This is a genomic window from Marinobacter sp., from assembly GCF_041690615.1.
In the GTDB taxonomy this organism is placed as follows: Bacteria; Pseudomonadota; Gammaproteobacteria; order Pseudomonadales; family Oleiphilaceae; genus Marinobacter.
The window spans coordinates 157328-181444 of record NZ_JAWLGY010000003.1 but is presented as its reverse complement, the minus strand read 5'-3'; the positions used below and the strand labels follow the sequence as shown (position 1 = coordinate 181444).

Below are 24117 nucleotides of genomic sequence, written 5' to 3'. Positions count from 1 at the left end.
TTGTTGTTATGGGTATTATCCGATTACAGCAGAGCCTCCCCCAGCTCGTCCAGTTCCCTGACGCAACGGGCCAGGAAGCGATCCGGATCGGGTACGATGGCTTCATCGGCCACCACACCAAACTGTACATTGCCGGCGTAACTGACAATGCTCACACCCAGGCCGATCTCCCCCGCCTGGGGCACCCAGAACATCTGTTCGGTGATCTTGTGGCCGGCCAGGTAGCGGGGCTCACGGGTGCCGGGCACGTTGGAAACCACCGCACTGGCCTTGCGGAAAAACAGATCGGAGATGGGCTGTCGCAATGAGGCCGGCAGCAACGAGGCCAGGCCACTGAGCCCCCAGCCCATCAGCGGCTGCCAGCTGCGCTTGAGGCGCCGGGTTTCATGCTTGATACGCCAGAGCCGCTCCAGGGCGAAGCCGCCGTCCACCGGCATGGGCACGAAGATGGTGCCGAAGTAGTTACCGGGCATATGCCTGACCGGCCGCAGGGCTTCAGGGAGGGCCCGGCGTATATCCACCGGCACCGCCGCGTGGACCACGGACTGATTGAGGGCACTGCCGGACACCCCCATGGCATCGCGCATGGCCGCGGCCACACAACTGAGCAGTACATCGTTGATGCTGCAGCCGGAGCGCCTGGCCAGAGTCAGGAAGCTACGCACCGGTACCGGGCCCGACCAGCGACAGTGGCGCCGCCCCAGCAATGAGCGCTTGAGGTCCGATGGGGTGTCCTCGGGCTCGGTGAGCATCCCGGTCATCTCGTTGATAGCCCGCAGGCTGGTCATCAGGCCCTGTTCGAAGACTCCGGGCTGATGGGCAGGGATATCGTCGGTATTCATCCCGGCCGGGGCCGGTCGGGCCATTCCCTCGCCGGCGACGCTTTGTGTCCCGCCACCCTGCAGCCCGGACGCGAAGGCTTCCCGGCACGCCTGCATCACCCTCGGCCAGCGTCGAGCGGTATGCCGTTCTTCGTTGCCGTAGCTTTGCGGCCGTTCTTCCGGTGAGCGGGTGCAGATACTGTCGAAAACATCCAGCAGCGAGATGCCATCGCCGTAGCAGTGGTGGATACGGAACAGCAGCGCGCTTCCACCCTCAGCGTTGGGCACCAGCCAGAACCCCCAGCGGGGCCGGTCCTGTCGCAGGGACTGGTTGAGCCGGGCAGACACCCACTGCTGCAGGCGCGACTCATCCATGGATTCCGGCACATGGAACAGGTGATTGGCCAGGTCAAACTGCCGGTCCCACTCCCAGCACCAGCCGCAACTCCGCTGTACCGGACGCATGCGGAAACGCTCCCAGGGCAGCCAGTAGCGCTGCACGAAGGCGCGCAACTCAGACAGGGTAAGGTCGGAGACCCGCATCAGTACAGTGATGGTGAGCGGGTTCTGGGGGCTTTCGAGGTTCAGCCATGCCGCGTCCATCGGCAGCAATCGCAGCGGTTCCCTGTCGTTGGCAGCATCACTCAAAGTGTTCGGCCCTGGCGGTCTGGATCGGTGTGATGGAGATCTGACATTTTGACATTGGTCTGGCACAAGCCTGCCCAGACCGATCTTTGGCATTGTGACAGAGGCAGGAAATCTGCTCCACTCTCAACCTGACAACCTGACAACCTGACAACCTGACAACCTGAGCCAACCAGGCACCCCTCAGTGACCATAACGACAGATTTCGACCCGGAGTGGCAGGCCTGTGCCGGTTGCGGACATTAACAAGCCCTAAAGGCACTGCACATTGACCGTAATCCGGTCGTATACTCGGATCAGGGGCACCGTCAGGTCCCGGAGGTAACCGTCATGAAGGCCAGCCATGCTCGCAAGCTGATCAAGCCCATCGAGATCGCCTACTCGGAGATGTTCTCCGGGCAGGTGTATCGGGTGGGCATGGGGGCTGTTTCTGTGCGAAATCACAGCGGCGAGGCTACCCATACGGTGATCGGCGTCCATGGCTACCTGGAAAACCACTGCTACTTTACCCAGGCCTACGATGCGCCTACCACCGAGCTGATCCTGCTGACCTGCAGCAACTATCACATCCCCGTGAACGGTGTAACCCCGGAGGATGCGCCCTGGCAGGCTCCCATCGACGAGGTGGAAGGCACCGTCGCCTATGACGCCGAACTGCTGAACCAGGCGCTGGCCAACCTTCCCACAACCCGGCATGTAAGGATTCACGGCCATTCCCGGGGCGGGGCCGTGATCCTGGAGGCGGCCAGCCGGCGCCCGGACCTGTTCCGTGATGTGGAATTACTGCTGGAGGCTCCGGCCCTGCCCCAGGGGAGAACCCATGCCCTGGTGACCATGATGCTGGAGCCGGTGAGCCACGGCATGTGGCCCTGGCTGATCCGGCTGATCAACAGCGCGCCGTCGTCGGTTTACGGGCAGACCTTTTTCGGCCGCATGAATCCCCGCAAGAAGCAGCTGCTAGGCAAGCTGTTCTCCTCCACCCGCGACCAGCTCACCATCGTCCGCAACCTGGAAGACGTTCTGGCGTGGATGGAACAGACCCCTACCGATATCTACCGGCATGTAAGCCATGGCTGCTTCCTGATTCCCGGCACCGACCGCATCCTGGACAAGGCGGCCATGCTGGACAGCGCCCGGGCCTGCGAGACCATGACCGTTCTGGAGACGGCGTCGCCGAGTCACTTCATCACCCTGGACGATCGCGCGCTCATTCCCGCCCCGGGAGATCCGGTGTGCTCCGGCAGTACCGGTCTCTCCGCCAACTGATCTCAGCCGATAATGGTATCCAGCTGATTATGGATTTCCTCCTCGATGCGTCCCTTGAAAGGTCGCAGCATCATGCCAAGCTCCAGGTGCACATGCAGCTCGCTGGGTGAGATATCCAGGTGTCCCTTGACGCCGGAGCGACGGAAACGCATCAGGTCTCCGTCCCATTCATAGTCCACGTCGAACTTGCGGGACAGGTCCCGGGCCAGGGTTTCTGCCGCTTCGCGGGCATGGGCCTGGTCCAGGGAATGGGCACGGCGAACATCGATGGATGACATGGCAGGAAAACCTCCGGAAGTTGATTTGGCCCAAGTTTATGGTCCCCGGCGGCTGCAGGCCAGTACCGGTTCACCCATTGGCGGCCAAAAAACTTTAGACTTGCCCGGAGGTTCCCTAGAATAGGGGCCCGTAAGACTCCCTCCCGGCCGCACGCAGTGGCGTGGGAGCAGGCTACCAACGGCCCGATTTCACAGGATGCCCCCATGAGCGAACAGCAGTCAGCCCCCGCCCAGGATAATCCCACCCGGGATAACGGCGTGCAGGACGAGACCACCCACTTCGGTTTCCGGCAGGTGCCGAAGAGCCAGAAGGCCAGCCAGGTGGCCAACGTGTTCCATTCGGTGGCGGGCAAGTACGACCTGATGAACGACCTGATGTCCATGGGCATCCACCGGCTGTGGAAACGGTTTACCATTGAGCTCAGCGGTGTTCGGCCCGGCCAGCAGGTGCTGGACATCGCCGGAGGTACCGGCGACCTGACCATGAAGTTCTCCGACCTGGTGGGCCCCTCCGGCAGGGTAGTGCTGGCAGACATCAACGCGTCCATGCTCCAGGTCGGCCGGGACCGGCTCACTGACCGGGGCTACGCCGGCAATATCGAGTACGTCCAGGCGGACGCTGAGCACCTGCCCTTCCCGGACAACACTTTCAACGTGGTGAGCATCGCCTTCGGCCTGCGCAATGTCACCGACAAGGACCAGGCCCTGCGGGACATGGCCCGGGTGCTCAGGCCCGGCGGCAAGGTGATGGTGCTGGAATTCTCCAGGCCCACCAACCCGCTGCTCAGCAAGGCCTACGACACCTATTCCTTCAGTGCCCTGCCACTGATGGGCCAGCTGTTTGCCGGTGACGCCGAGAGCTACCGTTACCTGGCGGAGTCCATCCGCATGCACCCGGACCAGGAGACCCTCAAGGGCATGATGGAAGATGCCGGGCTGGTCAACTGCCGCTACTACAACATGACCGGCGGTATCGTGGCACTGCACGTGGGAACCAAGCCCTGATGTCACGGATTCCCACCCTGCATGCGGCCATCACTGGCACGCTGGAACTGGCCCTGAACCGGGCCCTTGAGCTGGATCCGGCAGGTCGCCGCGACCTGCTCCGGGCGCTGGCCGGACCGGTCTGCTTCCAGGTCAGTGAACCGGTGAACATGGCCATCTGCCTGCAGGGTACTTCCCGCGGCGTCACCGTGTCCGGGCTTCTGCCGGACGACCCGGCGCTGGTGATCCGTGGCCGTCCGCTGGCGCTCGCGGCCCTGACCCTGGGAGATGACGAAGCCATCCATGACGGACGCCTGACGGTGGCGGGTGACACTGGCCTTGCCCAGCAATTCCAGCAGGCGCTGGCGAAACTGGACCCGGACTGGGAGGCAGCACTGGCCGGTTACACCGGAGATATCGCTGCCCACTTCATCGGCCAGAGAATCCGCAACGGGGTGCGCTGGAGCCGCGAGGCCATGGCCTCGATCAGCGCCAGCGTCGAGGAATACATCCACGAGGAAACCGGCACCCTGCCGGGCCGGCGGGAACTGGAGCCTGCCTTCGAGGGCATCGACCAGCTGAGCCTGGCTACCGAGCGCCTGGAAGCGCGCATCGGCCGCCTGGAAGGCGTGGGCCGGCCCAACCCTGATCCATCCGGAACGGAGACACCGTGACTCGACTGCAACGCCTGTTCCGCATCGCCTGGGTTTTCTGCAAGTACCGGCTGGACACTTTCCTGCCCATCGCCGAGCTGCCCGCCCCGCTGAAACTGTTTTTCCTCTTTGCTCCGTGGCACCTGTTCCCCAAGCGCCAGCACAACCGGGGTGATCGCCTGCGACTGGCACTGGAGGAGCTGGGCCCGGTGTTCGTCAAGTTTGGCCAGATCCTCTCCACCCGCCGTGACCTGCTGCCGGACGACATGGCGGAATCCCTGCGGCGCCTGCAGGACAACGTGCCGCCCTTCTCCAGTAACACTGCCCGCACGATCATCGAGGACTCCCTGGGCCAGCCGGTGGATGTGCTGTTCGCCGAGTTTTCCCGGGATCCCATGGCCTCGGCCTCGGTAGCCCAGGTCCATGCGGCCACCATGCCCGACGGTCGCCGGGTGGTGGTCAAGGTGATCCGCCCCGGCATCGAGCGTGTGATCCACCAGGACCTGGCCCTGATGTTCATGATGGCCCGGCTGCTTGAGAAATACTGGTCGGAAGGGCGCCGCCTGCATCCGGTGGACGTGGTGGAAGACTACAGAACTACCATCTATGACGAGCTGGACCTGCAGCGGGAGGCCGCCAACGCCAGCCAGTTGCGCCGCAACTTCGAGGGTTCACCGCTGATCTACATTCCCACCATCGACTGGGACCACACCACCAAACGGGTGCTGGTGATGGAGCGCATCAGCGGCATTCCCATCGCCGACGTGACAGCCCTGCGTGCTGCCGGGGTAGACATGAAAGTACTGGCGGAAAAAGGTGTGGAGATTTTCTTCACCCAGGTCTTCCGGGACAGTTTCTTCCACGCGGACATGCACCCGGGCAACATCTTCGTGGACGCCAGCAACCCCGCCGATCCCCGTTATATCGCCATCGACTTCGGTATTGTCGGCACCCTGGCGCCCGATGACCTCAGCTACCTGGCCCGCAACCTGCTGGCCTTCTTCCGGCGGGACTACCGCCAGGTGGCGGAGCTGCATATCCAGTCCGGCTGGGTGCCCCCCGAAACCCGGGTCAATGAGTTCGAGGCGGCCATCCGCACCGTGTGCGAACCCATTTTCGAACGGCCCCTGAAAGACATTTCCTTCGGCCACTTCCTGCTGCGCTTGTTCCAGACCGCCCGGCGCTTCAATATGGAGGTTCAGCCCCAGCTGGTTCTCCTGCAGAAAACCCTGCTGAATGTGGAGGGGCTGGGTCGCCAGCTGTACCCGGAACTGGACCTGTGGAGCACCGCACAGCCCTTCCTGGAGAACTGGATGCGCCGGCGCATCGGCCCCACCGGCCTGTTTCATACCCTGCAGTCCCGGTTGCCTTCCTGGTTGGAGCAGTCGCCGGAGATGCCCCAGCTGGTCCACGATACCCTGGTCCAGTTGCGAAACGCGGGCAGCGGACTGCCCATCCGGCAGGAGATCCGCGCCGCCGAAAAGGCCCGCGCCCGTCGAAGTGACCGCCGCTGGCGCCGCCTGGTGGCGGCCGCTGTGCTGGTGGCCGGTGCCTGGCTGGGCGCCGAAGGGCAGCTGGAGCCAATCGCCCGGGACATGCCCTGGTATGGCTGGGCCATGGCGGCCGGCGCCATCTGGCTGGTGGCCAGGGGTGGCCGCCGCTGAATACATCCGTCACCGGCAAACTTACCTTTACAGACGTCATGAAAATGCAAGATTCAACCAATAGCGTATCCGGCACCGACTGGCTTGATACCATCCGCTGGAACGACGACGGCCTGGTACCCGCCATCGCCCAGGATGCCGATACCGGCGATATCCTGATGATGGCCTGGATGAACCGGGAATCACTGGAACTCACGGCCCGGGAACAGCAGGCGATCTACTGGTCCCGCTCCCGGGGCAAGCTCTGGCGCAAGGGCGAGAGCTCCGGACATGAACAGAAAGTCCGGGAAATCCGCCTGGACTGCGACGAGGACGTGATCCTGCTGAAAGTGGAACAACGCGGTGGCATTGCCTGTCATACTGGACGGCGCAGTTGCTTCTACCGGGTGCTGGAGGACGGCCAGTGGGTCGCCACCGACCCGGTTCTCAAGGATCCGGACAGCATTTACGGAACAGGGGGCCACAGCCATGAATGATGTACTGGAACAGCTCAACCGGGTACTCGAAGCCCGCAAGGCCGCTGATCCTGACAGCTCTTACGTGGCCAGCCTCCACGCCAAGGGGCTCAACAAGATTCTGGAGAAGGTGGGTGAGGAGTGCACCGAAACACTGATCGCCGCCAAGGATGCCGAGCACTCCGGCAAGACCGATGACCTGGTCTACGAAACCGCTGACCTCTGGTTCCATACACTGGTCATGCTGTCACGGTTTGGGCTTGGACCGGATGATATCCTTAAAGAATTGAGCCGACGCTTTGATCTGTCGGGACTGGAAGAGAAAGCCAGCCGGGGGCAGTAACCCGGTGGGCACCCTGTCTGTCCGTTATACGGCCAAACAGGTCACTGGAGTACTCCTTCAGGGGTGTTCGGTTACATGCGCCGTTGGCGTACAATTGAAGTCAGGCAAGTTAACCAAAGGGGTCCTGAGAGATGGGTATTAGTATCTGGCAACTTCTGATTGTTCTGGGCATCGTGATTCTGTTGTTCGGAACCAAGAAGCTGCGCAATATCGGCACCGACCTTGGTGGTGCCATCCGGGGCTTCAAGAAGTCCATGAACGATGACGACGACGGCCAGACGGACAAGACCGACTCCCTTGAAAAAGATGAGGAGTCCAAGGCCTACAGCGCCAGCGCCGAGAAAACCGACGAAAAAACCCATAGCTGAGCCGTCGCTGCATGTTCGATATCGGCTTTATTGAGCTGGTGATCTGCGCCATCATCGCCTTGCTGGTACTGGGGCCGGAGCGTTTGCCCGTGGCTGCCCGTACGGCAGGCCGGTGGGTTGGCAGTGCCCGCCGTATGGTGAGCCAGTTCACCTCCGAACTGGACCGCCAGCTCAAGGCTGATGAACTGCGCAAGGAGCTCCGCAAGGCCGGCGATATCGGCCTGGAAGACGTGGAGAAAAGCGTGCGGGGTGCCCTGGACGAGGCGAAGGAATACGAGAACATGATTCTCTCGGACAAGGACACCCGCAAGCCCCGTCCCGCGCCGGCGAAGCGCAAAATGGCAGGCGACGCATCCGCTTCACAGGCAGAGCAGCCCGCCGATGACGCCGCCGGTTCCGGTGAAACCGATGCGTCTTCCGCAGACAGCCCCCACCAGACCCGGGACTGGCAGCCCCCTGAAGGGGGTCACGACCCCCATGCCATGATCCGAAAGGATCAGCAAACCCCTGCACCACCGTCCCGAAACAACGACGGTGCTGACGCCGGCAATGTGGATACACCGAACGACAAACCGGAACGCCATTCATGAGTTCAGCCTCTCCGGGGCAGCTGCCACCTGAAGAACAGCAGGAAATGCCCCTGATCGAACACCTGCTGGAGCTGCGCAACCGTCTGTTGAAGATGGTCCTCGCAGTGCTGCTGTGCTTTGCGGTGCTGTTTCCGTTCCGTAACGAGCTCTACCTGATCATGGCCGGCCCGCTGATGGAGCTGTTGCCGGTGGGTCAGAGCATGATTGCCACCGATATCACCGCAACCTTCTTCGCGCCCATGAAGCTGGCGCTGGTGCTGTCCGTCTTCGTGGCGATCCCGATCATTCTCTACCAGCTGTGGGCCTTTATCGCCCCGGGCTTGTATGCCCACGAGAAAAAACTGGCCTTTCCCATCCTGTTCTCGTCGATCCTGCTGTTCTACCTGGGGGCAGTGTTCGCCTACTACGTCGTGTTTCCGCTGGTGTTCGGCTTCTTTACCGCCATCGGTCCGGAAGGCATCGTGGAGCTGCCGGATATCACCAGCTACCTGAACTTTGTGCTGAAAATGTTCTTCGCCTTTGGCGTCGCCTTCGAGATTCCCATTGCCACCATCCTCATGATTCTCTCAGGTGCCACCACACCCCAGGACCTGGCCGCCAAGCGCCCCTATGTGGTGGTGGGCTGCTTTGTGATCGGCATGCTGCTTACCCCGCCGGACCTGATCTCCCAGACGCTGCTGGCGGTGCCCATGTGGCTGCTGTTCGAGATTGGCATTCTCTTTGGCTACCTGGCCGTTCGTCACCGGCCGGATGACGGCTACCCTGACGACGTATGAACCTGGCCCTGCTGTCCGCCGGTGATCTGACCGGCGAGCACTCCGCGAGGCTGACCGGGCGGCGACGGGATCACCTGGTTACGGTGCTCCGGGCCGGCGAAGGCGATTCCCTGCCCGTAGGTCTGGAAGATGGCCCCATGGGCACCGGCACCGTCACGCGCCTGACTGACGAGGCCGCCGAGCTTGACCTGCTCCTCGACCGGAACGCACCCGCCCCCCTTCCGCTCACCCTGATACTGGCCATGCCCCGGCCCAAGATGTTCCGGCGGGTACTGCAGACGGTGGCCTCCCTGGGCATCAAGGACATCTGGCTGATCAACAGCTACAAGGTGGAAAAAAGCTTCTGGCAAACGCCCTGGCTGCAACCGGAGCACCTGCGGGAGAATCTCACCCTGGGCCTGGAACAGGCCATGGACACCGCCATGCCCCGGGTGCATATCCGCCAGCGATTCAAACCATTTGTGGAGGACGAGTTACCGGCAGTGCTCGCCGACCGCCCCGGGCTGGTGGCACACCCGGGTACCAGCAACCCCTGCCCCGTCAACCTGAACCAGCCCGCTACCCTGTGTATCGGCCCGGAAGGCGGATTCATTCCCTACGAGGTGGACAAGCTGGTGGAAGCCGGGTGCCAGGGCATACACCTGGGCCGGCGGATTCTGAGGGTGGAAACCGCCGTACCGGTGCTGGTCAGCCGGTTGTACGACCCCTGTCAGTGACCCGCCCCGCCAATAACGCCAGCAGAATCAAAGCCGGCGCGGGCAGAACGAACGGCGTCAGGGCACTCTGCGCCATACTTTCCAGCAACCATCCCCCACACAGGGTTCCGGCGATATACCCCAGGGTGTGGATACTGGTGAGGCGCCCGGCCACCTCACCCTGGGCCCCTGGCTGGCACTGGCGCAGGCGGCTGCCATACCAGGGGCTCAGCACCGCAGCCCCCAGCGCCAGCAGTCCCACTCCGAGATACACCCCTGCTATCGAGTCCGCCGAGCCCAGTACCACCCCGGCCACCAGCAGGGCAGCTCCCCAGATGGACATCAGAACCACACCCCGGCACCGGGCGTGAACCAGCGGCCCGAACACCAGACCAACCAGTGACGCCAACACCAGGGCTGCAGCCGTGAGGGAGGAACCGGTCTCGGCGGATACCGCCGCCATTCCCGTCAACACCGGCCCCAGAACAAACTGCAATGCCCCCACCCAACAGGTAACCAGCAAGGCCATAATGTAGAGCGGCCAACCGTCTCCCCAGGGCAGGCGACCAGACTTGTCCACGGGAGCCGGCGACACCGGGGGCTCCCCCGTAGCGGAGGGGCTGATTGCAACAGACCCATCATGAGCACCGGACCCCAGGCTTCCCTTCCCCGCAACGTCATTTCAGCTCCCTGTTAACCTGTCGCCACACAAAACGTATTGCGAATCATTATCATTTATTGCAGGATACTTCGCAATGCCAAGCGGACAAGGAGCTGGTCATGACGCAATCCGGGGTAAAGTTCGACCCTTCCATCAACGCCTATTTCAATGCCCTGATCCGGGAAACCGGGGGCTGGAGCTGGCACCCACGTCAGCGCGAGTTCGTTTTCAGTCACCCGGAATCCTGTAGCAGCCTGCATGTCCCCTGCCATTTCCGCAGCCTGGGTGGCCGCCACATGCTGGGAGCCGGCCTGTTGCTCGACGATGGTGAAGGCCCACAGCCCATTCCGTTCCGTGAGGCGGTCGCCTGGACCCTGACCCTGCCGTCACTGCGGGGCCTGTCTTCCCGGGTCACTCGCGAGAGTTTCCGCTACCGGGTTCAACGCAGCGAAGAGAACCTGCAGGTGGCCCGTGCTTATCGGACTGAGTGCGTGAGCCCGGACGACATCCTGCCCCGGCGATTCATCGATTCCGAACAGGCCCTGGTGAATGGCCACTCCATCCACCCCTGCCCCAAGGACCGGGGCAATATGAGCCAGGAAGAGGCATCGGCTTTTGCGCCGGAGTACGCCGGCGAGTTCCCGCTGATCTGGTATTCGGTGGAGGCCGCAAGCCTGCAGTGCCATGAGTCCACGGACTCGACCCTGGACCGGGCCGTCGATGCCCTGCTCCGGCACGAATCGGCGCCGATAAGGGCAGCCGCCGCGGAAGCCCGGGCGAACGGCCACCGGGTTATCCCCTGCCATCCGTTCCAGCACCGCCACTGGCAGGCGCACCCGGACTTGAAAGCACTTCAGGCAAACGGCCAGTTGCGCAGTCTGGGACTGGGGGCCGTACCCTGGCAGGCCACTTCCTCCCTGCGGGGGATCTGGTCGGACGAGGCAGACTGGATGCTGAAGTTTTCCCTGTCTGTGCGTATCACCAACTCACTGCGTCACCTGCAACCAAAGGAAGCGGTGCGTGGACCGGCACTGGCCGATCTGATACGAACCCCGCCGGCGGCCCGATGGCAGGCCAGGCACCCGGGGTTCACCGTGCTGGCCGAGCCTGTTGCCGCCGCTATCCGCAGCCCGGCGGGCCAGCCCCTTGCGGAAACCACGCTGGTGTTCCGGACCAACCCGTTTCAGGGCGCCGATGCCGATCATTGCGAACTGCTGGCCAGTCTGCTCCAGGACGACCCGGCCACGGGCCTTTCCCGCCTGGGCACCTGCCTGCAAGCCCGGCACGCTGGTGAGGCCGGGGCCCGGGCCTGGTTCCACGCCTATCTGGAACACGTTGTGAAACCCTTGCTGGACGCCCAGGGCAACCTCGGCCTGCTGTTCGGCGCCCATCAGCAAAATCTGATCCTGAAACTGGACGACGACTTCCAGCCAGTGGCCGCCTGGTTCCGTGACTGCCAGGGCACCGGGTTCTCGGCCCTGGCCCATCAGCGTTTCGGTCCGGCGCTGAAGGCCACTATTGCAGACAGTGATAACGAGTTACCGGATACCCTGGCCGTACCACTGTTCTGCTATTACCTGTTTATCAACAGCACTTTCAATGTGATCACTTCACTGGCCGCAGCAGGGCTATGCCCGGAACAGACCCTGTGGCAGCAACTTCGCCAGTGGCTTCAGCAGCGTCTGGCGGAATCGCCGGCGGACCCCGGTGCACTCCACTACCTGCTGGACAGTCCCACGCTCCACGCCAAGAACAACTTTCTGTGCTCCCTCCGAGCCCTGAATGAGAACACCCTCGAGGACCTCGAGGCCATCTACCACCCAATGCCTAATCCGCTGGTCACCATCCGGCAGGCCCACACCAGGGAAAGGAAAACCCATGACGCAGCCATTTTCGCCCATTGAACTGACATCCTCGTCCGATAACCGACAGTTCCGCCTGACCCAGGAAGACCGAACCTGGCAGTGCCGGGTAGCGCCATCGAGCCAGGGGATGCGCATTGTGACCTGGGAAGGCCCGGCACCTGATCCGGTAACCGGCCACCAGCTCCTGGACGCGCTGTTCGCCCAATCCGGTGTCGAAGAGCTCGAGCTCGCCGGCGCCGTCAGCGATGGGTTCGATACCGCTCACCCGGCCTGGCGGAACACTGGTGGGAGCAGGTCCATACCCCGGGTTGCTTTTTACCAGATCCGCGAGCACTGGCTCGACCCGGGCCTGTGGCCGGTGATGCCCGAGCAATGGGTCACCAGCGGCCAGGTGAGTCACCCCCGGCGTCCGGCCGTGGGCGACCAGGTCCTTTACCGGAGACTGGTGCCGGCGCTGGGCAAAACCGTCACCCTGCGCCGGGCCACCGTGGCGGAGGATGGCGAACGCTTTCACTGCTGGCAGAACGACCCCCGGGCTGCTCGCTTCTGGGAATACCCCTGGGGCCGTGAGCGCCTCGATGCCATGCTCGAGGAGCGCCGGGCCGACCCTCACGCGCTGCCACTGATTCTTGAAGCTGACGGTGAAGCCGTGGGCTATTTCGAGACCTACTACGTGCCCGAAGACCGGCTGGGGCCCTATTGCGATGCCCGCCCCCATGATCAGGGCATGCACGTGCTGATCGGTGAGCGCCGGTTCCTGGGGGAGGGGCAGACCATTCACTGGCTCAATGCCGTCAGCCACTTCCTGTTCCTGGCGGAACCCCGCACCCACAGGCTCTGGGGCGAACCCCGGGCCGACAACAGGGCCATGCTGCGATACACCCGAACCACCACCTGGGAGCACCACGGCGAGTTCGACTTTCCCCACAAACGCGCAGTCCTGCTCTGCAATCCCCGGGAGCGCTTCTTCTCGGACACCCGACTGTAAAAAACGACAGGGACGTACATGATGGAACCCACCGCCAACTGGCAGATCGTCAACCAGCGCCTGATGGCCCGCACCCTGGCCGAGTGCGCCTGGGAAGGCCTGCTGAAACCGGTCCGTGACGGTAGCACCCTCAGCGGAGCCGGGCGCTACCGGCTGGACACCGGAGCACACACCTACCATTTCGAGGCCCGGCGCACGCCCTGGGACTATCTCCGGATACGACCGGAGTCCATCCGCAGGGACGGCTTTCCATTCCATGACGCCATCCAGATGGTGCTCGATTGCCAGGCCGCCTTCGCCATGACAGACATCACCCTGGGGAACTTTATCGAGGAGCTCAACAGCACCCTGGCCGGCGACCTTCTGCGCCAGCAAACCCTGGGCCGGATGAGTGCCGCGCAACTTCTGGAGCTGCCGGCTACCCGGCTGGAAGGACTGCTGGGCGGTCACCCCAAGGTACTGGCCAACCGTGGTCGCCTGGGCTGGGGGCAGGAGGCACTGCACAAATACAGCCCCGAGGCCGGCCAGCCGCTCCACCTTCGCTGGCTGGCGGCACACCGGGCAACCGGTATCCGTACCTGCGGAGATCCGGCACCGGAGCAGTGCCTGACCCCTGCAGAAAGCGAGCACCTGGCGCCTTATCTCCACTCCGCAGACTGGCAGCTACTACCGGTGCACCCCTGGCAGTGGCAACAGTTTATCCAGACCCAGTACGCCCCGATGCTGCAGGCTGGCACCCTGGTGGATCTGGGCGAATCGGGCGAGTCGTACCTGCCCCAGCAGTCCATTCGTACCCTGTCCAACCTGGACGAACCCGAGCGGTGTGACCTGAAACTGTCGCTGACCATTCTGAACACCTCCTGCTACCGGGGCATTCCGCCGGAGCCCATGGCCTTGGCGCCAGCGCTTTCCCGGTGGCTGGAGGACGTTGCCCAATGGGACTCGCTGTTGGCGGAAAAAGGCCTGACCGTGCAGCGGGAGCTGGGCGGGCTGCACCTGCCCCACCCGCATCAGCAGCAGGTCACCGGCACGCCCTACCGCTACCGGGAAATGCTGGGAGCCGTATGGCGGCAGAGCCTTGCCGGGAAGCTGAACGAGGGCGAGCAGGGTTGGATCTTCGCGGTGCTGATGCAATGTGACGGCGCTGGCAGGCCGCTGGTGGCGGAGATGGTCCGGCGTTCCGACTGGCCTGTGGAGCGATGGCTGACACAACTGTTCGAGCGGGTCACCCTGCCCCTTTATCACCTGCTTTGCCGGTACGGCGTCGGCCTTGTGGCCCATGGCCAGAACCTGGGCGTGATCTTCCGCCAGTACCGTCCGCAGCGGGTGGTCATCAAGGATTTCCACGGCGACCTGCGCCTGGAAGACGGCGGCTGCCCTATCCAGGCCGGCGTGCCGGCAGCCCTGGCGGACCAGCTGCCGCGACTGCCGGCGGCACACCTGCTCCACGACCTGTATACCGGTCACCTGGTTACCGGCCTGCGATTTCTATCTCCGCTGTTGGAGGAGGCGCTCGGTTTCCCGGAAGCCCGTTTCTATCAGCTGCTTTACCAGTGCCTGAGCCGCTATCAACGGCAGCACCCGGAGCTGGCCCCGGCCTTTGCGCGCTTCGATCTGCTGCGACCAACCATGGAGCGGGTCTGCCTCAACCGGGTGCGATTCCGCATGGGCTATGGCGATGATGCCGCCCGGCCCACGCCCGCCCTGGGGCCGGAACTGCCCAATCCATTGAATCCCTGCTACCACCAGACTCCGGAGATTTGCCATGAGTAAGGACATTCTGGACCTTGCCGGTATCGGTATCGGCCCGTTCAACCTGAGCGTGGCGGCGCTGCTGGATCAGCACCCCCACACCCGTGCCGCCTTTTTCGACCAGAAACCCGCGTTCGACTGGCACCCCGGGATGCAGCTGCCCGGTGCACGACTGCAGACATCCTTTCTGAAGGACCTGGTAACCGGGGCCGATCCCTGCAACCCCCACAGCTTCCTTAACTACCTGGTACAACAGGGCCGGCTGTATCCTTTTCTGAGTGCCGGGATGCCTGCCATCAGCCGACGGGAATTCGCCCATTACCTGGGCTGGGTCGCCAACCAGTTGCCCGACCTCCACTTTGGCCAGGCCGTGGAATCCGTCCGCTTCGAGGATGGTCTCTTCCGGCTGGAGTTCCGCCAGGAACGACCGCCGGTATTCAGCCGCAACCTCTGCATTGGCACCGGCATCCGGCCCCATTTGCCGCCCGCGTGCGAATCCGTGAGCGGAGACAGCCGCCTGCACTGCATTCACCTGATGGATCAGCCCCGGGATTTCAGCGGTCAGGACGTCGCCATCATAGGTGGTGGCCAGTCCGGTGCCGAAGTTCTGCTTGGCCTTATGGACGGGCTCTGGGGAGAACCCGCCAGCATCCGCTGGCTGTCCCGGCGCCCCAACTTCGAGCCCCTGGACGAAACGCCGTTCACCAACCTGTATTTCACGCCGGGGTATGTGAGCACCTTCCATGGCCTGCCGGAGCAGCGCCGCCGGGAGCTGGTTCGCTACCAGAAGCTGGCCTCTGACGGCATCTCCCCGGATACCCTCAAAGCCCTGTATCAGCGCCTCTATGAGTACCCCCTTGAGCATCCCGGCCGCCCAGTACCGGAACTGCTCCCTGGCCGCACCCTCTATGCCGTTACCGATGGTACGCCCATGACCCTTCTTACCCGCAACCGGCTGGACGATCAGTTCGAGGAACACCAGGCGGACCAGCTGTTGCTGTGCACCGGATTCGAGCATGGCCTGCCCCCCTGCCTCGAGCCACTGGAGCGCAACCTGAAGCGAGACTCCCGGGGCCAGCCATGCATTGGCAAGGCCTTCAACCTGGACTGGGACGGTCCAGACAACCGGGCGATCTATACCGTGAACCAGGGCCGGCTCAGCCACGGCATCGCCGATTCCCAGCTCAGCCTGATGAGCTGGCGCTCCGCCGTGATCGTCAACCACCTGCTTGGGGAACCCCATTACCCGGTCAGGGAACAGGCCATGCCCTTGCACTGGCGCAGCCAGAAATCCGGGGCGAAGCGCGACAGGGCCGGAGGGCCACGGGGTGTAACTGAAAATCATTCTGTTTTAAAAGACTGAAGAATCCGCTACCCTTCCCGCCCCTGGAACCCAGACAGCAAAAAAAGGAAGCGGACCATGACCACTGGCGCCCGGCACACCAGCAGCTTCGCCGCCCTCGGCCGCCTGCTCCGATACGCGCGGGGCTATCGCCGCCAGATCATCGCAGCCACCACCTGTTCCATCATCAACAAGCTCTTCGACATTGCCCCGGAGATTCTTATTGGTGTTGCCATCGATGTGGTGGTGAACCAGGAAGAAAGCTTTGTTGCCGGACTGGGGTTTGAAACGGCGCAGGAGCAGATCACCATCCTGGCGGTGCTCACTTTCTTTATCTGGGCTGGCGAATCACTGTTTGAGTACCTGTTCCAGGTTCTCTGGCGCAACCTGGCCCAGCGCCTGCAATCGGATCTTCGCCAGGATGCCTACGAGCACGCCCAGCGCCTGGATATGAGTTTCTTCGAAGCCACCAGCTCCGGGCAGCTGGTGGCCACCATGAACGACGACGTGAACCAGCTGGAACGGTTCCTGGACGGCGGCGCCAATGCCATGATCCAGGTGGGCGTCACGGTGGTGGCGGTGGGCGCCGTGTTCTTCGTGCTGTCACCACTGATTGCCCTGCTGGCCTTCACACCCATTCCCCTGATCATCTGGGGCGCCTTCTACTTCCAGCGCAAGGCTGGCCCCCTGTACGCCGATGTGCGGGAAAAGGTGGGGGATCTGTCCAGTCGCCTGGCCAACAACCTGGGTGGCATCGCCACCATCAAGAGCTTCACTGCGGAACAGCGGGAAGCCACGCGTCTGAAGGAGGCCAGCGAAGCCTACGTAGAAGCCAACCGCCGCGCCATTCGCATCAGTTCTGCGTTCATTCCGGTGATTCGCATGGCGATACTGGCCGGCTTCCTGGCCACGTTCACTGTGGGCGGCATGATGGCCCTGCAAGGCAACCTGAACGTAGGGGCCTATGGCGTGCTGGTGTTCCTCACGCAGCGCCTGCTATGGCCACTGACCGGGCTGGCTGAGGTCATTGATCTGTTCGAAAGGGCCATGGCCAGCACCCGACGAATCCTGGACCTGCTCGCCGAACCGGTGTATGTCCGGGATGAAGCCGGGACACCACTGGCAGCACCGGTTCGCGGCAGGGTCTCGTTCGATCAGGTGAGCTTTCGCTACGCGGGCAGTGGTGCCGGCATCCAGGGCATTACCCTGGACGTTCCCGCAGGCAACACGCTGGCACTGGTAGGCGCCACCGGCTCCGGAAAGTCCACGTTGATCAAGCTGTTGCTGAGGTTCTACGATCCTGCCCACGGTGTAATCCGTATCGACGGCCAGCCCGTCCGCGACGTCAGCCTGAAATCCCTGCGGGACGCCATCGGCCTGGTCAGCCAGGATGTGTACCTGTTCGAGGGCAGCATCCGCGACAACCTGGCCTACGGCAAACCCGACGCCACCGAAGCGGAGATCATGGAGGCCGCCCGCACCGCGGAGGCCTGGTCTTTCATTAACGCCCTGCCGGAAGGTCTGGATACGCCGGTGGGTGAGCGGGGTATTCGTCTCTCGGGAGGCCAGCGCCAGCGGCTGTCCCTGGCCCGGGCGTTGCTGAAGGATCCGCCCATCCTGGTGCTGGACGAAGCAACCAGTGCCGTGGATAACGAAACCGAGGCCGCCATTCAACGCTCGCTCAGGCGCATTGGCCATAACCGTACGGTCATCATGATCGCCCACCGGCTGTCCACCATTGTGGATGCAGACACCATTGCCGTGGTCGAGAACGGCCGGATTATCGAACAGGGCGACCACGCCAGCCTTATCAGCAATGGCGGGGCCTATGCCGCGCAATGGCGAGTGCAGACCGGACAGGCCTGAGGCTGTTCACCGGACACCAGCATATTATTGATAGGTATTCGCATTTAGATTATGCTGCCTGCCACACGAACAGGGGAATCTGAATGCCTGCGTTTTTTGATATCCGGAATCTTGCCGTCCGCTTCGGTGATACCACCATTCTCCGGCAAATCAACCTGGCCTTTAACGAGGGCCAGGTAACCGCCCTGCTCGGCCACAATGGTTCGGGCAAGTCCACCTTGCTGAAAACACTTGCCCGACAGATCCCGGCCAGCACCGGCGACATAATGCTGGAAGGCCACCCCGCCAGCAGCCTGGGGGCCCGCGCCTTTGCCCGCATTGTCGGCTACCTGCCCCAGCATCCACCCGGCACCGATGGCCTGACAGTACGGGAGCTGGTGGCCCTGGGCCGTTATCCCTGGCGGGGTCCTCTGGGGCGTTACAGCGACAAAGACCACTCGCTGATTGACCAGGCCATCGCCGACACGGATCTCGAATCCTTCGCGCACCGCTCCGTGGATACCCTGTCCGGTGGGGAACGCCAGCGCGCCTGGATTGCCATGTTGCTGGCCCAGCAGACCCGCTGTCTGCTGCTGGATGAACCCATCTCTGCCCTGGACGTGAAGCACCAGGTGGAAACCCTTCGCCTGGTGCAACGCCTGGCCGAGCAGCGGGAACTGACGGTGATAGTGGTACTGCACGATGTGGATCTCGCCTCCCGTTTCTGCGACCGCCTGGTGGCCCTGAAGGGCGGCGACGTGGTGGCGGATGGCGCACCGGCCGACATCATGGACAGCCAGATCCTGGAATCCATTTACAGTGTACCCATGGGGGTGATGGAACGGGCACCCGGCCAGTGGGTTTCCTATGTTCACTAGCCTGAGAGTAGTGGTGCTTGGCGCCTGCCTGCTGGCCTTTACCGCCCCGGGAATGGCGCAGACCTGGACCCACGAGGGCGGCACGCTGACGCTCAACGAGCCCCCCGAACGCATTGTCGCGCTGAACTGGGCTGCTACCGAGACCCTGCTGTTGCTGGGCATCACCCCGGTCGGAGTAGCCGACAAGGCAGGCTACAGCACCTGGGTTCAGGAACCGGCACTCCCCGGCGATGTTGCCAATGTCGGCACCCGGGTCGCCCCCAGCCTGGAGGCCATTGCCGAACTGAAACCAGACCTGATTGTTACCAGCACTGAAATGGCGCCGGCGGCCAGGCTTCTGGAGAGGATTGCCCCGACCTACGTGATCAGCGTTTATACACAGGACTCGCAGCCGTTTGAGAGGGCCCGGGAGATGTTGCTCACCCTTGGCCAGATGACCGGCCGGGAAGACCGGGCCGAATCAGTACTGGCGGATATTGAGCAGACGCTCGGGCAACAGCGGGAACGACTGGAGCAGGCCGGCCTGACCGACAAGCCGGTGGCCCTGCTGAACTTTCTGGATGACCGCCACATTCGCATCTACACCCCCGATGGCCTGTACCAGAAAACCCTGGACAGCCTTGGTCTCAGCAACGCCTGGCAGGATGCGGGCAACTTCTGGGGGTTTGCCTCCACGGGGCTGGAAGCCGTGGCCGATACCCGTAACAGTCGTGTCGTGGTTATCGATCCCCTGGTGCCCGGGCTGGCCGACAGCCTGGCCAGCAGCCCGTTCTGGACCTACCTGCCGGCGGTGCGAAACCATGAAATTTACCGGGTTCCCGCCACCTGGCCCTTTGGCGGCGTCTACCCCGTCAAACGCCTGGCGGTCGCCCTCACCGACGCCCTGATTGAAGGGGGCAGCGACAATGTCCGCTGAGTCCCCCCTGCCCGCTCGGCATCACCCGGAAATTCCCGCCAGGCTACCGGTTGCCGTTGCCGTTCTCTGGCTGGCCGCCCTTACCGCCAGCGCCGTGCCCTGGTTCACCCAGTTGCAACCGTCACAGCTTGTGGCCGCGTTCTGGACCTTTGATGGCAGTCAGTATGCTTCTGTTCTGGCCCACTTCAGCTGGGCCCCGAGGGTGTCCATGGCGATACTGATCGGCTGCGCACTGGGCCTGGCCGGCGCCGTCACCCAGCAGGTGCTCGGCAACCCCCTGGCCTCGCCCACTACCCTGGGGGTGGAAGCCGGGGGGCAGTTCGGCGTAACCGTAGCCACTCTGTTCGCCCCGGGGTTGCTGGCCTTCAGCCCGGACCTTGCGGCGGTGGCCGGAGGCCTGCTGGCCATCGGCCTGGTGATTCTGCTCACCTGGCGGCTGGGCTTCTCACCGGTCACCGTGATACTGGCCGGACTGGTGGTGACCTTCTTTCTCGGCGCCATCAACATGGCGTTTCTGCTGCTCAAGGGCGAATGGCTCGGCAACCTGTTCATCTGGGGCGCGGGCTCACTGGTGCAGAACAACTGGGCACCCTTCCTTGATCTGTTACCCCGAGTACTGATTATCGCCGTACTCATGGTCGCCCTGATGCGCCCGTTGCAACTGCTGCAACTCGGCCAGGCATCGGCGAGCTCTCTGGGCGCGAAGGTATCACTGCTTCGCGCTGTTGCCCTGTTTCTGGTGGTCATCATGAGCTCCGTGGTGGTCAGCCGGGTTGGCGTGGTGGCCTTTGTGGGGCTGGCGGCACCGGTGCTGGCGCGCTTGCTGGGCGCCAGAACCCTGACCGAACGGCTGCTCTGGAGCACCCTGGTCGGCGGGGGCCTGCTTTTACTGGCCGACACCCTGGCCCACTGGGCTACCACCTGGGATGGCGGCTCACTGGTCCCCACCGGCACAACCACCGCACTGATTGGCGGGCCGGTCATTCTTCTGGCCCTGCAGGGGATCCGTAACACCCATCATATGCCCGGCCAGGACACCAGCCCGGCCGGCTTTCTGCCCCGTCGCCGCAACCCGTTGCTGGTGGCCGGATTACTGTGCTCGCTGCTGGTCCTGACCATGATTCTCTCCATGGGGTGGTCCCCGGGCCTTGAGGGCTGGAACTGGACGCCCCTGGCACAATGGACAGACGCCTGGGTATGGCGTGGCCCCCGACTGATGGCTGCGATCCTGGCCGGAATGGCACTGGGCATGGCCGGCACACTGATCCAGCGGATGACCGGCAACCCCATGGGGAGCCCGGAATTGCTGGGTATCAGCGGTGGCGCGGCGCTGGTGATGGTGGTGCTGGTTCTGACCGGCCTGGAGATTGGCCGCGCGGGCCAGCTGGCTGCTGCCACCGCCGGTGCCGCCGGTGCCCTCGGCCTGCTGATGCTGCTGGCCAGGAAACACCATTTTGCCGGCAATCAGTTGTTGCTTGGCGGGCTGGCACTGTATGTCTTCATGGACGCCGGCCTGAGACTGGTGATGGCCTCCGGCGGCACGGTGGCGTCGCGCCTGCTCAACTGGATGTACGGCTCCACCTGGCTGGTCTCGGAATCCGAAGCCTTCGGCTTACTGGCGCTGGTGGTCGGCCTCGGCGCCCTGTTACTTCTTGCTCTGCGGCCACTCACGCTGCTGCCGCTGGGCGATACGTCTGCCTCTTCCCTGGGGCTGCAGGTTCCCCGCACGCGGCTTCTGCTGCTGGTGCTGGCGGCGGTGCTGACCGCGGCTTCCACGGTGGTCATCGGACCACTGAGTTTCGTCGGGCTGATCGCTCCCCACCTGGCCCGGGTACTGGGGCAGCAGACGGTGGGCCGGCAATTGCTGATCGCGGTCCTGGCGGGCGGGCTCCTGCTCTCCCTGGCCGATTACCTGGCCCGGGTTCTGGTCTATCCCAACCAGCTACCGGCCGGGCTTCTGGCGGCCCTGGTGGGCGGTTTGTACTTCCTGTGGGGATTAAGCCGCCACGGTCGAAGCTGAGGCAGGGAGAACTTGGGGGTGGGATCTGGGGTGACCGGCGCCGCCGGCCACCCCCTTACCGGTTCAGTACGTCCAGGAAACGGTCAGACTGGCGTTCGCCGGCTCACCGTAGAAGCCCTGAGCCGAAGCACCGAACTTTTTCAGGCTTTCGATGTACTTCTCATCGGTTACATTGTTCACGTTCAGAGTCGCATTCCAGTCGCTGGCAAAGTCATAGCTTGCCATCAGGTCCAGAACCGCGTAGCTGCCTTGCCTGGTAACGATTGTTTCGCCGGCATTCGGGCCGGTAGTCGCAACACCCTGCTCCTGCGTGATCCCGGACTGCCAGCGCACTTTGCTGCCCAGCTTCAGGCCATCAACAGCCGGCACTTTCCAGGTGGCCCGCACCTGGGCCAGGTGCTCCGGCACAAAGGACCTGGCGCCATTGCCATCCTTGTCCTCGATGTCCACGTAGGTGTAACCCGCAAAAAGCTGGATACGGTCGGTGAGGTCACCAACCACTTCCGCCTCGACACCCCGGCTGGTCAGGCCATCCACTGCGGTGTAGTAGGAGTCGGCGCTGCCCGGGAAGGTACCGGCCGCTTCGGCCACGTTCTGCTGCTCGGTCTGGAACAGGGCAAGTGTGGTGTTTACGCGGTCGTCCTGAAACTCGCTTTTCAGGCCCAGCTCGTAATTGACGCCATCAATCGGGTCCAGGCGGTCCCGGTTGATATCCACTTCTGTCTGGGGCGTGAAAATCTCGGTGTAACTCGCATAGACAGAGTGATCGTCGTTGATGTCGTAGATCAGGCCGGCGTAGGGCGTCTCCACGGCGTTGTAACTGCTTTCTTTGCTGGCGCCGTAACTTTCACCCTTGTTATCCAGCCAGGTCAGGCGAAGGCCGGTGATTGCCGTCAGTTGATCTGTGAGCGACCAGCGGGCTGCCGCGTAGGTTGCCGTTTCGCGGTCGGTCCAGTCGGAGCCCGATGGAGCGTAGACCAGGTCAGGCTTCGCGAAGTTACCATCCCACTGGTCAAGCGGCGGGAGCGGAACGAAGACGCCCTGGGTGTAGTTGTAGTCAAACCGTGACTCATCTTCTGTCTCTGAGCGCGACCAGCTGGCCCCAACCACCAGTTCGTGTGTCCGGTCAGCCAGGGTAAACGGACCGGTTGCATAGGCATCCACGACCCATTGCTCTACGTCCAGGTCGTACTGGCTCGGATAGGCCAACAGCCCCTGACCCGTTTGACGATCCGGGGTTCCGAACTGGTAGAAAAGCTCAGACTCACTCTCGTTCTTCAGCCGGAACACCGTACCCGTGGCTCTCCAGCCACCGGCAAGCTCCTGCTGCAACTCCACAAAGCTGTTGTGCTGGGTGTTATCCCAGTATGACCAGTCGGAGGCAGTGCTGGTCGAGCGTGCGAAATCCGTAGCGGAGCCATCGGTGTAAAACAAGGGCAGCGCGCCCCACAACGGGCTGTCCGTGTCAGAGGTCTGAATGGCATGCCCCAGGGTCAGCAACGTGGTATCGGTAAGGTCTGCTTCCAGCACCCCGTAGAACATCTGCTTTTCATTGCTGTAACGGTCAATATACGAATTCTTATCTTCGTAACCGGCCACCACGCGACCACGTACCGCACCGGATTCGGATACCGCACCGGAAACATCACCGACAATGCGTTTCTTGTCCCAGGAACCCCCGGTCACTGACACAGAGGCATTGGTGTCGGCAGTGGGGCGCTTGCGGATAAAGTTGACGGTCGCGGCCGGGTTGCCGGAACCGGTCATCAGGCCATTGGCGCCCCGGACCACTTCCACGCGGTCAAAGAAGGCGGTGTCCAGCTCACCCTGCACATTATCGTAGACGGCCGGCATACCCACGCCGTCGTACTGGAAGTTATTGATGTCAAAACCCCGTGAGGTGTAGTAGGTGCGGTCTGTTTCCACCGACTCTACGGTGACCCCGGTGGTGCCTTCCAGAACATCGTTAATATCGTTCTGGGCGAAGTCATCCATCTGTTCACGGGTGACAACTGTGACGGCCTGGGGAACTTCCCGGTGAGAAAGGGCCATCTTCATCGAGGTTGTGCTTGCTCCGCTGATGTAACTGTCCGTAGTTTCCGAGGCTGCCTGGCCACGGCTTGCGGTAACTTCCAGGGCTTCCAGCGCCTTCGGCTCATTTTCCTGGGCCGCTGCCACTCCAGGCAGGGCTGCGCACATGATTGCAGTAACCAGGGCTTTTCGGCGAAAGCCGGGGTTGGAATTTCGATACATCGAAGGTCTCCATCATTTTTTGGTGAGTTAACAATCGCTCACATTGTAATGCGAATGAT

The 24117-nt window shown here is 63.1% G+C and carries 21 protein-coding genes and 1 pseudogene; 18 read left to right on the top strand and 4 right to left on the bottom strand.

The features are described 5' to 3' along the window. Nucleotides 1-23: 23 nt before the first annotated feature. The gene (locus tag ACESMZ_RS03675) at nucleotides 24-1469 is read right to left on the bottom strand and encodes a WSD1 family O-acyltransferase (protein ID WP_372957047.1); all 1446 of its coding nucleotides are present in this window, start codon (nucleotides 1467-1469) and stop codon (nucleotides 24-26) included. A gap of 327 nt (nucleotides 1470-1796) precedes the next feature. Here ACESMZ_RS03675 and ACESMZ_RS03670 point away from each other — a divergent pair, with 327 nt between their 5' ends. After that, complete coding sequence (locus ACESMZ_RS03670) at nucleotides 1797-2732, top strand: alpha/beta fold hydrolase (protein ID WP_372972215.1); 936 nt, start codon at nucleotides 1797-1799, stop codon at nucleotides 2730-2732. Between the two features lie 2 nt (nucleotides 2733-2734). On the opposite strand, the gene ACESMZ_RS03665 is transcribed toward ACESMZ_RS03670, so the two are convergent. After that, complete coding sequence (locus ACESMZ_RS03665) at nucleotides 2735-3010, bottom strand: polyhydroxyalkanoic acid system family protein (protein ID WP_372957045.1); 276 nt, start codon at nucleotides 3008-3010, stop codon at nucleotides 2735-2737. Between the two features lie 204 nt (nucleotides 3011-3214). Here ACESMZ_RS03665 and ubiE point away from each other — a divergent pair, with 204 nt between their 5' ends. The 9 genes and pseudogenes from ubiE to ACESMZ_RS03620 all read left to right on the top strand — a co-directional run bounded on the left by ubiE (nucleotide 3215) and on the right by ACESMZ_RS03620 (nucleotide 9559). After that, nucleotides 3215-4015, top strand: a complete 801-nt coding sequence (gene ubiE, locus ACESMZ_RS03660; RefSeq protein WP_372957044.1) for a bifunctional demethylmenaquinone methyltransferase/2-methoxy-6-polyprenyl-1,4-benzoquinol methylase UbiE — start codon at nucleotides 3215-3217, stop codon at nucleotides 4013-4015. Next, a complete protein-coding gene (locus ACESMZ_RS03655) occupies nucleotides 4015-4668 on the top strand; it encodes an SCP2 domain-containing protein (protein WP_372957043.1) in 654 nt (217 codons plus the stop codon). The genes ubiE and ACESMZ_RS03655 overlap by 1 nt, the downstream gene beginning before the upstream one ends. Further along, the gene (gene ubiB / locus ACESMZ_RS03650; RefSeq protein ID WP_372957042.1) at nucleotides 4665-6311 is read left to right on the top strand and encodes a ubiquinone biosynthesis regulatory protein kinase UbiB; all 1647 of its coding nucleotides are present in this window, start codon (nucleotides 4665-4667) and stop codon (nucleotides 6309-6311) included. The genes ACESMZ_RS03655 and ubiB overlap by 4 nt, the downstream gene beginning before the upstream one ends. Before the next feature lie 44 nt (nucleotides 6312-6355). After that, the gene (gene hisI, locus ACESMZ_RS03645) at nucleotides 6356-6787 is read left to right on the top strand and encodes a phosphoribosyl-AMP cyclohydrolase (protein ID WP_372957041.1); all 432 of its coding nucleotides are present in this window, start codon (nucleotides 6356-6358) and stop codon (nucleotides 6785-6787) included. Beyond that, entirely contained in the window at nucleotides 6780-7109 is a 330-nt protein-coding gene (locus ACESMZ_RS03640) for a phosphoribosyl-ATP diphosphatase (protein ID WP_372957040.1), read from the top strand. Before hisI ends, ACESMZ_RS03640 begins: the two co-directional genes overlap by 8 nt. 131 nt (nucleotides 7110-7240) lie before the next feature. Continuing rightward, complete coding sequence (gene tatA / locus ACESMZ_RS03635; RefSeq protein ID WP_372957039.1) at nucleotides 7241-7477, top strand: Sec-independent protein translocase subunit TatA; 237 nt, start codon at nucleotides 7241-7243, stop codon at nucleotides 7475-7477. Nucleotides 7478-7488: 11 nt separating this feature from the next. Then, nucleotides 7489-7764 (top strand): annotated as a pseudogene (gene tatB / locus ACESMZ_RS03630) (Sec-independent protein translocase protein TatB); the annotation flags it as partial. A gap of 299 nt (nucleotides 7765-8063) precedes the next feature. Beyond that, nucleotides 8064-8843: a twin-arginine translocase subunit TatC gene (gene tatC, locus ACESMZ_RS03625; RefSeq protein WP_372957038.1), complete on the top strand. Its 780-nt coding sequence runs from the start codon at nucleotides 8064-8066 to the stop codon at nucleotides 8841-8843. Then, nucleotides 8840-9559, top strand: coding sequence for a 16S rRNA (uracil(1498)-N(3))-methyltransferase (locus tag ACESMZ_RS03620; protein ID WP_372957037.1), 720 nt, complete (start codon nucleotides 8840-8842; stop codon nucleotides 9557-9559). Before tatC ends, ACESMZ_RS03620 begins: the two co-directional genes overlap by 4 nt. Here the strand turns inward: ACESMZ_RS03620 and ACESMZ_RS03615 are convergent. Further along, nucleotides 9531-10133, bottom strand: coding sequence for a hypothetical protein (locus tag ACESMZ_RS03615; RefSeq protein WP_372972214.1), 603 nt, complete (start codon nucleotides 10131-10133; stop codon nucleotides 9531-9533). The genes ACESMZ_RS03620 and ACESMZ_RS03615 overlap by 29 nt on opposite strands. A gap of 185 nt (nucleotides 10134-10318) precedes the next feature. Here ACESMZ_RS03615 and ACESMZ_RS03610 point away from each other — a divergent pair, with 185 nt between their 5' ends. The 8 genes from ACESMZ_RS03610 (at nucleotide 10319) to fhuB (ending at nucleotide 21805) form a co-directional block, all read left to right on the top strand. Further along, the gene (locus ACESMZ_RS03610) at nucleotides 10319-12103 is read left to right on the top strand and encodes an IucA/IucC family protein (RefSeq protein WP_372957035.1); all 1785 of its coding nucleotides are present in this window, start codon (nucleotides 10319-10321) and stop codon (nucleotides 12101-12103) included. Next, nucleotides 12078-13052, top strand: coding sequence for a GNAT family N-acetyltransferase (locus tag ACESMZ_RS03605; protein WP_372957034.1), 975 nt, complete (start codon nucleotides 12078-12080; stop codon nucleotides 13050-13052). Before ACESMZ_RS03610 ends, ACESMZ_RS03605 begins: the two co-directional genes overlap by 26 nt. 18 nt (nucleotides 13053-13070) lie before the next feature. After that, nucleotides 13071-14825: an IucA/IucC family protein gene (locus tag ACESMZ_RS03600; RefSeq protein ID WP_372957033.1), complete on the top strand. Its 1755-nt coding sequence runs from the start codon at nucleotides 13071-13073 to the stop codon at nucleotides 14823-14825. Then, on the top strand, nucleotides 14818-16167 hold the full coding sequence (locus ACESMZ_RS03595) for a lysine N(6)-hydroxylase/L-ornithine N(5)-oxygenase family protein (RefSeq protein ID WP_372957032.1): 1350 nt from the start codon (nucleotides 14818-14820) through the stop codon (nucleotides 16165-16167). Before ACESMZ_RS03600 ends, ACESMZ_RS03595 begins: the two co-directional genes overlap by 8 nt. A 57-nt stretch (nucleotides 16168-16224) precedes the next feature. Continuing rightward, nucleotides 16225-18012 carry an ABC transporter ATP-binding protein gene (locus tag ACESMZ_RS03590; protein WP_372957031.1) on the top strand — a complete coding sequence of 596 codons (1788 nt, stop codon included), beginning with the start codon at nucleotides 16225-16227 and terminating at the stop codon, nucleotides 18010-18012. 83 nt (nucleotides 18013-18095) lie between these two features. Continuing rightward, the gene (locus tag ACESMZ_RS03585; RefSeq protein WP_372957030.1) at nucleotides 18096-18869 is read left to right on the top strand and encodes an ABC transporter ATP-binding protein; all 774 of its coding nucleotides are present in this window, start codon (nucleotides 18096-18098) and stop codon (nucleotides 18867-18869) included. Then, nucleotides 18859-19785, top strand: coding sequence for an iron-siderophore ABC transporter substrate-binding protein (locus tag ACESMZ_RS03580; protein ID WP_372957029.1), 927 nt, complete (start codon nucleotides 18859-18861; stop codon nucleotides 19783-19785). Before ACESMZ_RS03585 ends, ACESMZ_RS03580 begins: the two co-directional genes overlap by 11 nt. Next, nucleotides 19775-21805 (top strand): Fe(3+)-hydroxamate ABC transporter permease FhuB, encoded by a 2031-nt coding sequence (gene fhuB, locus ACESMZ_RS03575; protein WP_372957028.1) that lies wholly within the window; start codon nucleotides 19775-19777, stop codon nucleotides 21803-21805. The genes ACESMZ_RS03580 and fhuB overlap by 11 nt, the downstream gene beginning before the upstream one ends. Before the next feature lie 63 nt (nucleotides 21806-21868). Here fhuB and ACESMZ_RS03570 read toward each other — a convergent pair whose 3' ends face one another. After that, nucleotides 21869-24058 carry a TonB-dependent siderophore receptor gene (locus tag ACESMZ_RS03570; RefSeq protein WP_372957027.1) on the bottom strand — a complete coding sequence of 730 codons (2190 nt, stop codon included), beginning with the start codon at nucleotides 24056-24058 and terminating at the stop codon, nucleotides 21869-21871. Nucleotides 24059-24117: the final 59 nt, after the last annotated feature.

Excerpts from the sequence above, each read along its gene's own strand:
- ACESMZ_RS03670 (WP_372972215.1), top strand. The coding sequence starts at position 1,797 with ATGAAGGCCAGCCATGCTCGCAAGCTGATCAAGCCCATCGAGATCGCC.
- ACESMZ_RS03665 (WP_372957045.1), bottom strand. The coding sequence starts at position 3,010 with ATGTCATCCATCGATGTTCGCCGTGCCCATTCCCTGGACCAGGCCCAT.
- ubiE (WP_372957044.1), top strand. The coding sequence starts at position 3,215 with ATGAGCGAACAGCAGTCAGCCCCCGCCCAGGATAATCCCACCCGGGAT.
- ACESMZ_RS03655 (WP_372957043.1), top strand. The coding sequence starts at position 4,015 with ATGTCACGGATTCCCACCCTGCATGCGGCCATCACTGGCACGCTGGAA.
- hisI (WP_372957041.1), top strand. The coding sequence starts at position 6,356 with ATGCAAGATTCAACCAATAGCGTATCCGGCACCGACTGGCTTGATACC.
- ACESMZ_RS03640 (WP_372957040.1), top strand. The coding sequence starts at position 6,780 with ATGAATGATGTACTGGAACAGCTCAACCGGGTACTCGAAGCCCGCAAG.
- tatA (WP_372957039.1), top strand. The coding sequence starts at position 7,241 with ATGGGTATTAGTATCTGGCAACTTCTGATTGTTCTGGGCATCGTGATT.
- tatC (WP_372957038.1), top strand. The coding sequence starts at position 8,064 with ATGAGTTCAGCCTCTCCGGGGCAGCTGCCACCTGAAGAACAGCAGGAA.
- ACESMZ_RS03620 (WP_372957037.1), top strand. The coding sequence starts at position 8,840 with ATGAACCTGGCCCTGCTGTCCGCCGGTGATCTGACCGGCGAGCACTCC.
- ACESMZ_RS03610 (WP_372957035.1), top strand. The coding sequence starts at position 10,319 with ATGACGCAATCCGGGGTAAAGTTCGACCCTTCCATCAACGCCTATTTC.
- ACESMZ_RS03605 (WP_372957034.1), top strand. The coding sequence starts at position 12,078 with ATGACGCAGCCATTTTCGCCCATTGAACTGACATCCTCGTCCGATAAC.
- ACESMZ_RS03600 (WP_372957033.1), top strand. The coding sequence starts at position 13,071 with ATGATGGAACCCACCGCCAACTGGCAGATCGTCAACCAGCGCCTGATG.
- ACESMZ_RS03595 (WP_372957032.1), top strand. The coding sequence starts at position 14,818 with ATGAGTAAGGACATTCTGGACCTTGCCGGTATCGGTATCGGCCCGTTC.
- ACESMZ_RS03590 (WP_372957031.1), top strand. The coding sequence starts at position 16,225 with ATGACCACTGGCGCCCGGCACACCAGCAGCTTCGCCGCCCTCGGCCGC.
- ACESMZ_RS03585 (WP_372957030.1), top strand. The coding sequence starts at position 18,096 with ATGCCTGCGTTTTTTGATATCCGGAATCTTGCCGTCCGCTTCGGTGAT.
- ACESMZ_RS03580 (WP_372957029.1), top strand. The coding sequence starts at position 18,859 with ATGTTCACTAGCCTGAGAGTAGTGGTGCTTGGCGCCTGCCTGCTGGCC.
- fhuB (WP_372957028.1), top strand. The coding sequence starts at position 19,775 with ATGTCCGCTGAGTCCCCCCTGCCCGCTCGGCATCACCCGGAAATTCCC.
- ACESMZ_RS03570 (WP_372957027.1), bottom strand. The coding sequence starts at position 24,058 with ATGTATCGAAATTCCAACCCCGGCTTTCGCCGAAAAGCCCTGGTTACT.